A 13,740-nucleotide genomic window follows, 5' to 3' on the forward strand; every position below is an offset into this window, starting at 1 on the left:
GGTTTCCGTAACTCCTTGTACGTGAGCGGGTGAGCCGGGGTCCGGGGTCAGCCTTTGCCGAGCGTGGGTAGAGGGGGATCAGCCCTTGGTCAGCATGCTGCGGGCGAAAAAGCGCAAGTTCGCCGGCTTCTCCGCCAGCCGCCGCATGAAGTAGCCGTACCAATCGGTGCCGTACGCCGTGTACACCCGCATCCGGTGGCCCTCGGCGGCCAGCCGGAGGTGTTCCTCGCCGCGGATGCCGTACAGCATCTGGAACTCGTACTCGTCGGGCTTGCGTCCGGCCTTGTGGGCCAGTTCCTGGGCGATGGAGATCAGGCGCGGGTCGTGGGACCCGATCATCGGGTACCCCGAGCCGTCCATGAGCGTCCGCAGGACCCGGACGTACGCCTTGTCGATCTCGTGTTTCTGCTGGTAGGCGACCTCGGCGGGCTCCTTGTAGGCGCCCTTGACCAGCCGCACCCGGCTGCCGTTCTCCGCGAGGCGGCGGGCGTCGGCCTCGGTGCGGAAGAGGTACGCCTGGATGACACAGCCGGTCTGCGGGAAGTCCCGCCGAAGCTCGTCGTGGACGGTGAACATCGAGTCGAGGGTGGTGTGGTCCTCGGCGTCCAGAGTGACCGTCGTCCCGATGGCGGCGGCCCCCTCGACCACGGGCCGGACATTGGCGAGGGCCAGTTCATGGCCGCCGGGCAGCGCCTGCCCGAACATCGACAGCTTCACGGACATCTCGACGCGCTCGCCGAGGCCCAGCGGGGTGAGCCGGTCGATCAGCTCCAGATAGGCGTCACGGGCGGCGCCGGCCTGCGCGGGGGTGGTGATGTCCTCGCCGACCACGTCCATGGTCAGCGCCAGGCCCTGCCCGGTCAGCCGCCCGACGATCGGCACGATGTCGTCCACGGTCTCGCCCGGGATGAACCGGTCCACCACCTGCTTGGTGACCGGGGCCGCCGAGATCAGGCGTCGCATCCGGTCGCTGCGTGACGCGGCGAGAATCACGGGACCCAGCACGGGGCACCTCCAGAACACAAGCAGCAGACGGCCGCAGGACCCCGGGAGCGAACTGCCGGGTACGGCACGGAGAACCACCGTGAAACCTAGGGATCCCTCCGATCGTGGGCCATCGACAGCTGTCACGCATCCGTGCCGCAGATCTCAGACAGATGTATGAAGGCCACCGGAAATGCGGGAGAATGCCCGGGTGACATCGGAGTACGCGGACCATCGCGGCGACTACCAGGAGCTGGTGGACGAGCTGTCGGAGCTGCTCGGCGCCCCGGCCACCCTGGAGAACCGCGACTTCGAGCTGATCGCCTTCGGCGCCTACGACAGCGAGGAGGACCTCGACGCCTCCGCGCTGGACCCGGTCCGTACCCGCTCGATCGTGACCCGTCGTTCCACGGCCGCCGTGCGCAAGTGGTTCGAGGGCTTCGGCATCACCCGGGCGACCGCCCCGGTCCGCATCCCGCCCACCCCCGACGCGGGCGTCTACCGGGGACGCATCTGCCTCCCGGTACGCCATCGGGGTGTCGTCCTCGGTTACGTCTGGCTCCTGGACACCGACCCCGGCCCGTCCGACGCCCGGCTCGCCGCCGCCATGGAGGTGGCCGCACGCATCGGCGCCCTGCTCGCGGACGAGGCCCAGCACGGCGCCGACCTCACCCGGGAGCTACGGGCGGTGCTGACCGCCGAGCGCGACTGGCAGCGCGACATGGCGGTGGCCGAACTGCGTACGGCCCTCGGCACCCGGGTCGCCGGCCCGCACACCCTGCTCTGTGTGGCCCCGTGGCCGTCCGCCGACCCCGACGACGCCCCCTCGGTGCGCACCCTGCCCGGCGCGACCGCCCGCTGCACGATCCCCTGGGGCACGGCGTCCCAGTCCCTGGCGGTACTGATCCGGCTGCGCGCGCAGGACCAGCTGACCCCGGCGGTGTCGGCGGCGACGCGGCTGCTGGAGAGCGCCTCGGACGGGCCGGTGGCCGCCGGGATCGCGGCGGGTCACACCGGGCTCGCCGAACTGGGCACGGCCTGGCGCGAGGCGACGGCCGCCGCCCGCGCCGCCCTGGCCGAGCCCCGTCTGGGCCCGGTGGCGGACTGGGCGTCGATCGGCCCGTACCGGCTGCTGACCGCGCTCCCGCCCGACGCCGCCCACGACCCGGCGGTCACCGCCCTCCTCTCGCCCGCCCACCGCGACCTCGCCCGCACCGCCGAGACCTACCTCGACCGCGCGGGACAGGCCGCCCGCACCGCCGCCGAGCTGGGCATCCACCGCCAGACCCTGTACTACCGCCTGTCCCGCGTGGAGCAGCTGACCGGCCTGGACCTGGACGACGGCGAGGACCGCCTGCTGCTGCACATGGCCCTCAAGGGCCACCGCCTGACCTGACCCGAGGCCCCCGGGCTCACCTGGCCTGACCCGAGGCCCCCCGGGCTCACCTGAGCCGACGCGCGGCCCCGGGCGGCGCTCACTTCACGCCGTCCACCCCCGCCGCCGCGATCAGCCGCCGCAGCCCCTCCGTCAGCTCATCGGCCGTGGGGGCAGACTTCGGATCGAAGATCCACTGGGCGATGACCCCCGTCATCAGGGTCGAGTAGAGCTTGCCGAGGGTTTCGACCTCCGCGTCCGGGATGTCCTCCTCGGCGGTACCCATCAGCATGCCGATCAGCCCGCGCCCGGCCTCGCCCTGCGCCTGCGCGAGCCGGTCCCGGACCTCGGGCATCCGGTCGCCCAGGGACAGCATCTCCATGCTGAGCCGCCAGATCGAACCGGGTCCCATGGTGGCGATGATGCTGGACCAGACCTCGCCGAACCGTTCGAGCGAGCCGGGAGGGGTGGTGAACTCCCCGCCCTCCGGCCCGAATTCATCGCCCTTCCGCGCCACCAGCGACAGATACGCCTGCGCCAGCAACGCGTCCTTCGAGCCGTAGTGGTAGCCGATGGAGGCCAGATTGGTGCCGGACTCCTTGACGATGTCGCGCGCGGTGGTGCGCACGAACCCCTTCTCCAGCAGACAGCGCTTGGCGCCTTCGAGCAGATCCTCACGGTGACCCATGCGCCCATCGTAACGGGATCCATATACGACCGTCTTAAACAACCGTCCCACACGCCCGTCCTATACGCTCGTACTAGACAACTGTTTAAGACGCTCGTACAGTCCCTGTCATGACCAACCCCAGGGACACTCCCTCCCCCTCCCCGCGCGCCGGTCGCCGCGAGTGGACCGCGCTGGGCGTGCTGATGCTGCCGCTGCTGCTGGTCTCGATGGACGTCTCGGTGCTGTACTTCGCGATCCCGGCGATGAGCGCCGATCTGGGGCCGAGCGGCACCCAGCAGCTGTGGATCTTCGACATCTACGCGTTCGTCCTGGCGGGCCTGCTGATGACGATGGGCTCGCTCGGCGACCGCATCGGCCGCCGCAAGCTGCTGCTGTTCGGCGCCGGGGCCTTCGGCCTGGCTTCGCTCGCCGCGGCCTACGCGAACAGCGCCGAGATGCTGATCGCCGCCCGCGCGGTGCTCGGCATCGGCGGCGCGACCCTGATGCCGTCCACGATGGCCCTGGTGCGCACGCTGTTCACCGACCCCGGCCAGCGCGCGAAGGCCATCGCCCTGTGGTCCACGGTGATGACAGGAGGCGTGGCGCTCGGCTCGGTGATGAGCGGGGTGCTGATCGAGTACTTCTGGTGGGGCTCGGTCTTCCTGGTCAACCTGCCCGCGATGGCCCTGCTGCTCGTCCTCGGCCCGCTGCTCCTCCCGGAGGCCCGCGACCCCGCCCCCGGCCGCTTCGACTGGCCGAGCATCCCGCTGTCCATGGCCGCCGTACTGCCGGTGGTCTACGGCCTGAAGGAGATCGCGGCCGAGGGCTGGAACGTCCGGTACGTCATGGCGATCACCGTCGGTCTGCTCTTCGCCACCCTGTTCGTGCACCGCCAGCGCACCGCGGCATCCCCGATGATCTCCCCCGCGCTGTTCAAGGGCCGCGGCTTCACCCCCGCGATCACCCTCAACCTGATCGCCATCTTCGGGATGATGGGTTCGGCCTACTTCACCACCCAGTACCTCCAGTCGGTGCTCGACAAGAGCGCCCTGGAAGCCGCCCTGTGGGCGCTGCTCCCCTCGGTGCCGATCGGCATCGCCGCCCCGACGGCGACCCATCTGGTCCAGCGGGGCACGAACCGCGCGTACGTCGTCGCGGGCGGCTTCGTGATCGCCGCCGCCGGGTACGCCCTGCTCGCCCTCGCCGACACGGACGCCCTGTGGCTGGTGCTCGCCGCGTGCGGGGTCCTCGCCTCCGGCATCACGATCGCGATCTCCCAGATGGTCGACCTGGCCCTCGGCACCGCCCCGGCGGAACGCGCGGGTTCCGCCTCCTCCCTGCTGGAGACCGCCGCGGAGTTCGGCGGCGCACTCGGCATGGCGGTCCTCGGCTCGATCGGTACGGCGGTCTACCGGGACGGGATCCCGGCCTCGGCCCCGCCCGAGGCGCACGAGACCCTCGGCGGCGCCCTCGCGGTCACGGCCCACCTCCCCGACGAGGCGGCCACCGCCCTGGCGACGGTGGCCCGCGCCGCCTTCACCGACGGCATGCGCGCGGCGGCCCTGGCGGCGACGGTCCTGCTCCTCGCGGCGGCGGGCCTGGCACTGACGGCACTGCGGAAGGTGCGGCTGAGGGAGGAGCGGGAGGAGCGGGAGGACATGAGAACGCCGGACGAGCTGAGTAACCTCAGCCTGTCCGGCGATTGAGGACGAGGCCGTTCAGGCCGAAGCGGGGGGCCGGGGGCGGCAGCCCCCGGCGACGTCCACTTCGGCCGACGGCCAGGGTCAGACCAGGTTCACCGAGCGGGCGGCAGTCGCCCCGATCTCCGCCGACAACTCCGCGAGCACGCCGGAGGCCACCGTGTCATCCACGGTCAGCACCGCCAGCGCCTCCCCGCCCACCGCCGCGCGGGCGACCTGCATACCGGCGATGTTGATACCCGCCTCGCCGAGGATGCGCCCGACCGTGCCGACGACACCGGGACGGTCCTCGTAGCGCAGCACGACCATGTGGTCGGCGAGGGCGAGATCGACGTCGTACTCACCGACCGCGACGATCTTCTGGAGGTGCTTGGGACCGGCGAGCGTGCCGGAGACGGAGACCTCCTCGCCGCTGCCGAGCGTGCCGCGCACGGTGACGACATTGCGGTGGTCCGGGGATTCGGAGCTGGTGGTCAGCCGCACCTCGACGCCGCGCTCCTGGGCGAACAGCGGGGCGTTGACGTAGGAGACGGTCTCGTCGACGACGTCCTCGAAGACACCCTTGAGGGCGGACAGCTCCAGCACCTTCACATCGTGCTGGGTGATCTCGCCGTACACCTCGACATCGAGGCGGACCGCGACCTCACCGGCGAGCGCGGTGAAGATCCGGCCGAGCCGCTCGGCGAGCGGCAGCCCCGGCTTGACGTCCTGGGCGATGACCCCGCCCTGGACGTTCACCGCGTCGGGGACCAGCTCTCCGGCGAGCGCGAGCCGCACCGAGCGGGCGACGGCGATACCGGCCTTCTCCTGGGCCTCGTCGGTGGAGGCACCGAGGTGCGGGGTGGCGACGACCTGGTCGAACTCGAACAGCGGCGAGTCCGTGCAGGGCTCCTTGGCGTACACGTCGAGCCCGGCGCCGGCGACCCGGCCCTCCTTGAGGGCGGAGTACAGCGCCTCCTCGTCGACGATCCCGCCACGCGCGGCGTTGACGATCCGCACGGTCGGCTTGACCTTGCGCAGCGCCTCGTCGCCGATCAGACCGGCGGTCTCGGGGGTCTTCGGGAGATGGACGGTGATGAAGTCGGAGACTTCGAGCAGCTCGTCCAGGGAGAGCACCTTGACGCCCATCTGCGCGGCTCGCGCGGGCTGCACATACGGGTCGTAGGCGACGACCTTCATACCGAAGGCGGACATGCGCTGCGCGACGAGCGCGCCGATCCGGCCCAGGCCCACCACACCGAGGGTCTTCTCGGCCAGCTCGACCCCGGTGTACTTGCTGCGCTTCCACTCGCCCTGCTTCAGCGCGGCGTTGGCCTGCGGGATGTTGCGGGCGGTGGCGAGGATCAGACCGCAGGCCAGCTCGGCGGCGGTCACGATGTTGGAGGTGGGGGCGTTGACGACCATCACGCCGGCCTTGGTGGCGGCGGAGACGTCGACGTTGTCCAGGCCGACGCCGGCTCGTGCGACGACCTTGAGTTTCTTGGCGGCGGCGATCGCCTCGGCGTCGACCTTGGTCGCGGAGCGGATCAGGATCGCGTCGACGTCGGCGATGGCGGGGAGCAGTTCGGCCCGATCCGCTCCGTTGCAGTGCCGGATCTCGAAGTCCGGGCCCAACGCGTCGACGGTGGCGGGCGACAGCTCTTCAGCAATGAGTACGACGGGTTTCGAGCTCACGTGAGTCCTCACATGTCCGATGCGGACGGCCGTCCCGACGGCCGCAGGCGATGGAGGGAGTGCGGCGCCGGAGAGGTCCGGGGTCGCTGGGCCGCGTGGAAGACGCACGACGCTGTGGGCCTGACGCGTATGTAATACGGCAGTGTATCGGCGCGGCGAAGGGCGTCTTGCGCCTCTGCGGAAGGATCACCCGGACGGGGAACTCCATTGTGTATGAGTCACGGGCGGTCCTGGCAAACGGCCTGTGGCGGTGCCCCCGTCCTCGGGGCACCGCCACGGATCAGACAGGTCAGGCGTCCTCGTTCACCCAGGACATCAGCTTGCGCAGCTCCTTGCCCGTGGTCTCCAGCAGGTGCTCGGCGTCCTGCTGCTTGTACTCGTTGTACTTCTTCAGACCGCCGTGGTACTCGTCCATCCAGTTCTGGGCGAAGGTGCCGTCCTGGATCTCGGCGAGGATCTTCTTCATCTCGGCCTTGGTGGCGTCGGTGATGATCCGCGGGCCGGTGACGTAGTCGCCCCACTCGGCGGTCTCGGAGACCGACCAGCGCATCTTCTCCAGGCCGCCCTCGTACATCAGGTCGACGATCAGCTTCAGCTCGTGCAGGCACTCGAAGTAGGCGATCTCCGGCTGGTAGCCGGCCTCGACCAGGGTCTCGAAACCGGCCTTGACCAGGGCGGACGTACCGCCACAGAGCACCGCCTGCTCACCGAACAGGTCGGTCTCGGTCTCCTCGGTGAAGGTGGTCTTGATGACACCGGCCCGGGTGCCACCGATGCCCTTGGCGTACGACAGGGCCAGCGCGAAGGCGTTGCCCGTGGCGTCCTGCTCGACGGCGGCGATACAGGGAACGCCGCGACCCTCCTCGTACTGGCGGCGCACGAGGTGGCCGGGGCCCTTGGGGGCGACCATGCAGACGTCGACGCCGGCCGGGGCCTTGATGAAGCCGAAGCGGATGTTGAAGCCATGGCCGAAGAACAGCGCGTCGCCGTCCTTCAGGTGCGGGGCGATGGACTCCTCGTAGACCTGGCCCTGGAGGGGGTCCGGGACCAGGATCATGATGACGTCGGCCTCGGCGGTGGCCTCCGCCGGGGTGACCACGCGCAGGCCCTGCTCCTCGGCCTTGGCCTTGGACTTGGAGCCCTCGTGCAGACCGACGCGGACGTCGACACCCGAGTCACGCAGCGACAGCGCGTGGGCGTGGCCCTGGCTGCCGTAGCCGATGACCGCGACCTTGCGGCCCTGGATGATGGACAGGTCGGCGTCGGCGTCGTAGAACAGCTCGGCCACTTTGGGTTCTCTCCTTGGAGTGCGGGTGTTGCGTCCCACCGTATGACGGCGGGGGTGAGGGAGGTTTTCGGGTCTCGGAATACGGGCGGCGCGGCCGGGGCCCGCCGCCCGTCCCCTGCTGTTACGCCGACCGGTCCAGGGCGCGCAGTGACCGGTCGGTGATGGAACGGGAACCGCGGCCGATCGCGATCGTGCCGGACTGGACCAGTTCCTTGATGCCGAACGGTTCCAGCATCTTCAGCATGGCCTCCAGCTTGTCGCTGGATCCGGTGGCCTCGATGGTCACGGCCTCCGGGGAGACGTCCACGGTCTTGGCGCGGAAGAGCTGGACGATCTCGACGATCTGGGAGCGCGTCTCGTTGTCGGCGCGCACCTTCACCAGAACGAGTTCGCGCTGCACGGCCGAGCCGGGTTCCAGTTCGACGATCTTCAGCACGTTCACGAGCTTGTTGAGCTGCTTGGTGACCTGCTCGAGGGGCAGGTCCTCGACGCCCACCACGATGGTGATGCGCGAGATGTCGGGGTGTTCGGTGACGCCGACGGCGAGCGAGTCGATGTTGAAGCCGCGGCGGGAGAACAGGGCGGCGATCCGGGCGAGGATGCCGGGCGTGTTCTCCACCAGAACGGAGAGCGTGTGCTTGGACATGGTCGTTTACGTCTCTCTCTGTCTCTCTGCGTCTCTCTGTGTCGCTCGCTCAGTCGTCCGCGTTGTCGCCGAAGTCGGGACGGACGTCCCGGGCGGCCAGGATCTCGTCGTTGGAGGTGCCGGCGGCGACCATCGGCCAGACCATCGCGTCCTGGTGGACGATGAAGTCGACGACGACCGGGCGGTCGTTGATCGCGTTGGCCTCCTCGATGACCTTGTCCAGGTCGTCGGGGGACTCGCAGCGCAGGCCCACACAGCCCATCGCCTCGGACAGCTTCACGAAGTCCGGCACACGGGTGCCCTTGGCCTCCGGGTTGACGTCGTCGGGGCCGGAGTGCAGGACGGTGTTGGAGTAGCGCTGGTTGTAGAACAGGGTCTGCCACTGGCGGACCATCCCGAGGGCGCCGTTGTTGATGATGGCGACCTTGATCGGGATGTTGTTCAGGGCGCAGGTGGTCAGTTCCTGGTTGGTCATCTGGAAGCAGCCGTCGCCGTCGATCGCCCAGACCGTCTGGCCCGGGGCCCCGGCCTTGGCGCCCATCGCGGCGGGGACGGCGTAGCCCATGGTCCCGGCGCCGCCGGAGTTGAGCCAGGTCGCGGGCTTGTCGTACTGGATGAAGTGGGCGGCCCACATCTGGTGCTGGCCGACGCCCGCGGCGAAGATCGTGTTCTCGGGGGCGAGCTGCCCGATCCGCTCGATGACCTGCTGCGGGGAGAGCGAGCCGTCGTCCGGCTGGTCGTAGCCGAGCGGGTAGGTGTCGCGCCAGCGGTTGAGGTCGGTCCACCAGGCGGTGTAGTCGCCCTGGTGGCCGTCGGCGTGCTCCTTCTGCACGGCCTGGACCAGATCGGCGATCACCTCGCGGGCGTCACCGACGATCGGCACGTCGGCGGCGCGGTTCTTGCCGATCTCCGCCGGGTCGATATCGGCGTGCACGATCTTGGCGTACGGGGCGAAGCTGTCCAGCTTGCCGGTGACCCGGTCGTCGAAGCGGGCGCCGAGGGCGACGATCAGGTCGGCCTTCTGGAGCGCGGTGACGGCGGTGACCGCACCGTGCATGCCCGGCATTCCCACGTGCAGCGGGTGGCCGTCGGGGAATGCGCCGAGCGCCATCAGGGTGGTGGTGACGGGCGCTCCGGTGAGTTCGGCGAGGACCTTCAGCTCGGCGGTGGCATGGGCCTTGATGACGCCGCCGCCGACATAGAGGACGGGCCGCTTGGCGGTGGTGATCAGCCGGGCGGCCTCGCGGATCTGCTTGGCGTGCGGCTTGGTGACCGGCCGGTAGCCGGGCAGGTCCATGACCGGCGGCCAGGAGAAGGTGGTCCGCGCCTGGAGGGCGTCCTTGGCGATGTCGACCAGGACCGGGCCGGGGCGGCCGGTGGCGGCGATGTGGAACGCCTGGGCGATGACCCGGGGGATGTCCTCGGCCTTGGTGACCAGGAAGTTGTGCTTGGTGATCGGCATGGTGATGCCGACGATGTCCGCCTCCTGGAAGGCGTCCGTGCCGATCGCCTTGGAGGCGACCTGCCCGGTGATCGCCACCAGCGGCACCGAGTCCATGTGGGCGTCGGCGATCGGTGTGACCAGGTTGGTGGCGCCGGGCCCGGAGGTCGCCATGCAGACGCCGACCTTTCCGGTGGCCTGCGCGTAGCCGGTGGCGGCGTGACCGGCGCCCTGCTCGTGCCGGACCAGCACATGGCGGACCCGGGTGGAGTCCATCAGCGGGTCGTACGCGGGAAGGATCGCACCTCCGGGAATACCGAATACGGTGTCGGCCCCGACCTCCTCAAGCGAGCGGATGAGGGACTGCGCACCCGTGACGTGCTCGGGAGCGGACGAGTGTCCTCCGGATCGGGGCCGCGGCTGCGGGTGATGGGCCCCGGTGGCCTGCTCGGTCATCGGCATTCTCTTCTCGATGCTGAGGGTTTTTGCGAGGTTTGTACGATGTACGACTGTTGTGCGACAGGTGCTGGTGCAACAAAAAACCCCTCGTGCCGTAAGGCAAGCGAGGGGAGCGCGCCGGGTGTGGTCGCTGGGTTTCCGGATCGATTTCCGGTGGTTCCCAGCTCAGCCGACGCGCTGGCCAAGTACGAGAATTCGGGTGCGCATGGCACAGACCCTCCCCCTGCCCCCCACTCACTGTCAAGCGGGTGGGACGGGAGTCTCATTATGTGAGCGTAGCGCCGAGCCGCCGCCGAACACGGTGGCGACCCCGGTCCCGCCGTACACCCCTGCTCCGCCGCCCGCGTAGGCGGGCTCGGCCGGGGCGTGCGGGAGCGGGCACTGGCCTGCGGCGAGCGCCCGGCGCAGCCGGTACTCGTCCAGCGGCCCCGAGAACGCCATGCCCTGTCCATGGGTGCAGCCCATCGCGCGCAGGGCCACCACCTGCTCGGGCAGATCCACCCCGTCGGCCACGGACTGGAGCCCCAGGTCGCCGGCGATCCGCAGCAGACCTCCGGTGATCTTGTGCAGCCGCGCGGACTCCACGACGCTTCCGACCAGGGTGCGGTCGAGCTTGACCATGTCCAGCGGGAGCCGTCCGAGGGCGGTGGCGGGCGCGCGGCCGGTGCCGTACCCGTCGAGGGCGATCCGGACGCCGAGGCGTCTGAGGGCGGCCAGGCGGCGCTCCAGCTCGTCCAGCGCGACGCCGGGGTCGGTGTCGCACAGCTCGATCAGCAGCGCCGCGGGCGGCAGTCCGTGCCGGGTCAGCAGCGCCTCGACCGAGCCGAGCGGCAGCGAGCGGTCCAGCAGCCGGCGGGCGCTGAGCCGGACCGCCACCGGCACCGCGAGCCCGGTGGCGGTGCGCTCGGCGGCCTGCTCGACCGCCTCCTGGAGCAGCCACCGGCCCAGCTCGGCCGTCCGGTCGCCCTCCTCGGCCACCCGCAGGAACTCCGCGGGCGTGAACAGCACCCCTTGCGAGGACCGCCAGCGCGCGTGCGCCGCGACCGCGGTGATCCGCCCGTCCTCCAGCCGCACCACCGGCTGATGCAGCAGCGTGAACTCCCCGTCGTGCAGCGCGGCCCGCAGCCTGGTGGCCAGCTCCGCCTTGCGTACGACGTCCTGCTGCATCTGTGGCTTGTACAGCTCGACGCGGCCCTTGCCTGCCGATTTCGCGCGGTACATCGCGAGGTCGGCGTTGCGCAGCAGCTCGCCCGCGCCGAGGCCGCCCTCGGCGAAGGCGACGCCGATGGAGGCGGCCACCCGGACCTCGTTGCCATCGATGTCGTACGGCTGCGAGAGGGTCACTCTCAGCCGGTCGGCCAGGTCCAGGATGTGCCGCTCGCGGGCGGCGCGGTCGCGGGTGGTGTCGCCGACGATCAGGGCCGCGAACTCGTCGCCGCCCAGCCGGGAGGCGGTGTCCGACTGGCGGACCGCGTCCTGGAGTCTGCGGGCGGCCTGGACGAGCAGTTCGTCGCCGGCCTGGTGCCCGATGGTGTCGTTGACGGCCTTGAAGCCGTCGAGGTCGATGAAGAGGACCGCCGTGTTGCGCAGGGCCAGGCCCCGGTCGGAGCTGCGGCGGCCGGACAGGGCCTGCTGGACGCGCCGGGTGAACAGGGCGCGGTTGGGCAGGTCGGTGAGCGGGTCGTGCTCGGCGTTGTGCTGCAACTGGGCCTGAAGGCGGACCCGTTCGGTGACGTCCCGGCTGTTGAAGATCAGTCCGCCGTGGTGCCGGTTGACGGTGGACTCGACGTTGAGCCAGTCACCGCCGCCGGAGCGGAACCGGCATTCGATACGGGTGGTGGGTTCGTCGAGCGGGTTGGCGGTGAGGAAGCGGCGCACCTCGTGCACCACGCGGTTCAGGTCCTCCGGGTGGATGAGTTCGGCCAGCTCGCTGCCGACCAGGTCTTCCGCGGGGCGGCCGTAGACCCCGGCGGCGGCCGGGGAGACGTACCGGAGCACTCCGGTGGGTGCGGCGATCATGATGACGTCGCTGGAGCCCTGGACCAGGGAGCGGAAGTGGTTCTCCTTCTGGGCCAGTTCCTGGGTGAGGGTGATGTTGTCGAGCAGCATGATCCCCTGGCGGACCACCAGCGCGAGCACGACCGTGCCACCGGTGAAGAGCACCACGCGGTCGACGCTGCGGCCGTTGAGGACGTTGTAGAGGATTCCGAGGGTGCACACGGCCGCTGCCAGGTACGGCGTGAGGGCGGCGAGGGAGCCGGTGATCGGGCGGGTGGCGGGGTAGCGGCTGCGATCCATGGAGGGGGCGGGGGCCGGGGCCTGCGGGCGCTGCCCGGGCAGTTGGGCGCGCATCGCGCGCGCGTGTGCGTCGGCGGCGGCACGCCGGGCGCAGCGGACGGTGGCCCAGGGGGCGTAGGCCAGCAGCACCGAGCCGGCGAACCAGCCCGCGTCGAGCAGCTGGCCCGAGCGGTAGTTGCTGTGCAGCAGCGGTGAGGTGAACAGGGCGTCGCACATCACGGTCAGTGCGAGGGCGCCGATGGCGGTGTTGACGGCGGAGCGGTTGGCGCCGGAGCGCCGGAAGTGCAGCGCGAGCACCATGCTGACCAGCGCGATGTCCAGCAGCGGGTAGGCCAGCGACAGCGCGGTGCTCGCCACGCCCCGGCCGCCCGAGGTGGCGGCCTGGGCGAGCGCGAGGCTCCAGGACAGCGTCAGCAGGGAGCCGCCGATCAGCCAGGCGTCCAGCCCGAGACAGACCCAGCCGGCCCGGGTCACGGGCCGTTTGGCGAGCACGAGCAGGCCGATGATGGCGGGCGGCGCGAAGCACAGGAAGAACACGTCCGCCGAACTGGGGCTGGGTACCGGGCGGTCGAGGACGACCTCGTACCACCCCCAGACCAGGTTACCCATGGCGGCCATCGCCGAGGAGAGGGCGAACAGCAGCCAGGCGGCCCGGAAGCGGACCCGGCGGGTGCGGGCGTAGAGGAAGCAGGACACGGCCGCGGCACCGGCCGCGGCGCTCAGCCCGAAGTCCCCCATGATCAGGGCGAGTTTCTCCGAGCCCCAGCCGAGCGCGGAGCCCACGCCGTAGCCCGCGCAGACCACGGCCATCGCGAGCTGGTGGAACATGGTCCAGCCGCCGCCGGAGACCGGCGGGGCGGGGCGGGGCCGGGGCACGGGCTGGGGGCGGAGTCCGGTCTCGAGGGCGGCCACAGGGGGCGACGGCGAGTTCACCGGGCCCTCCCGGTCCGTGCCGTCGCCGGGTCGCGCGGATCCCGGTGGGCGGGCCCGCGGCGGTCGCCATGCCTGCGGTGGTGGCAGTGATGGCAGTGGGGGCCGCTGTGCCCGGTGTGGTGACCGCGTCTGTGCGCGGCCGTGCGCCAGGGCCGTCGCCGGCGGCCTCGCCGCGTCGGATCGTTCGTCCATAGGCCGTGCATCGCCCGTCGCCCCCCTCGCAGTCTGAAATGTCCGTCCCCGGCGCCGAACGGCTCACGGCGCAGCCCCTG

9 protein-coding genes are annotated in these 13,740 nt (G+C 70.9%); 2 read left to right on the forward strand and 7 right to left on the reverse strand.

Annotation, left to right across the window (positions count from 1 at the left end):
* Positions 1-78: 78 nt before the first annotated feature.
* On the reverse strand, positions 79-1,005 hold the full coding sequence (locus tag ACFRFC_RS16335; protein ID WP_382685324.1) for a proline dehydrogenase family protein: 927 nt from the start codon (positions 1,003-1,005) through the stop codon (positions 79-81).
* 172 nt (positions 1,006-1,177) lie between these two features.
* Here ACFRFC_RS16335 and ACFRFC_RS16340 point away from each other — a divergent pair, with 172 nt between their 5' ends.
* Entirely contained in the window at positions 1,178-2,380 is a 1,203-nt protein-coding gene (locus ACFRFC_RS16340; protein ID WP_382685326.1) for a PucR family transcriptional regulator, read from the forward strand.
* Positions 2,381-2,459: 79 nt separating this feature from the next.
* On the opposite strand, the gene ACFRFC_RS16345 is transcribed toward ACFRFC_RS16340, so the two are convergent.
* Entirely contained in the window at positions 2,460-3,047 is a 588-nt protein-coding gene (locus ACFRFC_RS16345; RefSeq protein WP_382685329.1) for a TetR/AcrR family transcriptional regulator, read from the reverse strand.
* A gap of 110 nt (positions 3,048-3,157) precedes the next feature.
* Here ACFRFC_RS16345 and ACFRFC_RS16350 point away from each other — a divergent pair, with 110 nt between their 5' ends.
* Positions 3,158-4,735 carry an MFS transporter gene (locus ACFRFC_RS16350; protein ID WP_382685332.1) on the forward strand — a complete coding sequence of 526 codons (1,578 nt, stop codon included), beginning with the start codon at positions 3,158-3,160 and terminating at the stop codon, positions 4,733-4,735.
* 78 nt (positions 4,736-4,813) lie between these two features.
* On the opposite strand, the gene serA is transcribed toward ACFRFC_RS16350, so the two are convergent.
* The 5 genes from serA to ACFRFC_RS16375 form a co-directional block, all read right to left on the reverse strand.
* Positions 4,814-6,403: a phosphoglycerate dehydrogenase gene (serA, locus tag ACFRFC_RS16355; protein ID WP_382685334.1), complete on the reverse strand. Its 1,590-nt coding sequence runs from the start codon at positions 6,401-6,403 to the stop codon at positions 4,814-4,816.
* A gap of 289 nt (positions 6,404-6,692) precedes the next feature.
* Positions 6,693-7,691 (reverse strand): ketol-acid reductoisomerase, encoded by a 999-nt coding sequence (gene ilvC, locus ACFRFC_RS16360; protein ID WP_382685337.1) that lies wholly within the window; start codon positions 7,689-7,691, stop codon positions 6,693-6,695.
* Positions 7,692-7,812: 121 nt separating this feature from the next.
* Entirely contained in the window at positions 7,813-8,337 is a 525-nt protein-coding gene (ilvN, locus tag ACFRFC_RS16365; RefSeq protein WP_382685339.1) for an acetolactate synthase small subunit, read from the reverse strand.
* Positions 8,338-8,386: 49 nt separating this feature from the next.
* A complete protein-coding gene (locus ACFRFC_RS16370; RefSeq protein WP_382685342.1) occupies positions 8,387-10,234 on the reverse strand; it encodes an acetolactate synthase large subunit in 1,848 nt (615 codons plus the stop codon).
* Between the two features lie 243 nt (positions 10,235-10,477).
* Complete coding sequence (locus ACFRFC_RS16375) at positions 10,478-13,468, reverse strand: putative bifunctional diguanylate cyclase/phosphodiesterase (RefSeq protein ID WP_382685345.1); 2,991 nt, start codon at positions 13,466-13,468, stop codon at positions 10,478-10,480.
* Positions 13,469-13,740: the final 272 nt, after the last annotated feature.

Origin of the sequence: Streptomyces sp. NPDC056734, assembly GCF_042790455.1 — a bacterium.
Lineage (GTDB): Bacteria > Actinomycetota > Actinomycetes > Streptomycetales > Streptomycetaceae > Streptomyces.

Coding starts and splice junctions, on each gene's coding strand:
- ACFRFC_RS16340 (WP_382685326.1), top strand. CDS start 1,178: ATGCGGGAGAATGCCCGGGTGACATCGGAGTACGCGGACCATCGCGGC.
- ACFRFC_RS16345 (WP_382685329.1), bottom strand. CDS start 3,047: ATGGGTCACCGTGAGGATCTGCTCGAAGGCGCCAAGCGCTGTCTGCTG.
- ACFRFC_RS16350 (WP_382685332.1), top strand. CDS start 3,158: ATGACCAACCCCAGGGACACTCCCTCCCCCTCCCCGCGCGCCGGTCGC.
- ilvN (WP_382685339.1), bottom strand. CDS start 8,337: ATGTCCAAGCACACGCTCTCCGTTCTGGTGGAGAACACGCCCGGCATC.
- ACFRFC_RS16370 (WP_382685342.1), bottom strand. CDS start 10,234: ATGACCGAGCAGGCCACCGGGGCCCATCACCCGCAGCCGCGGCCCCGA.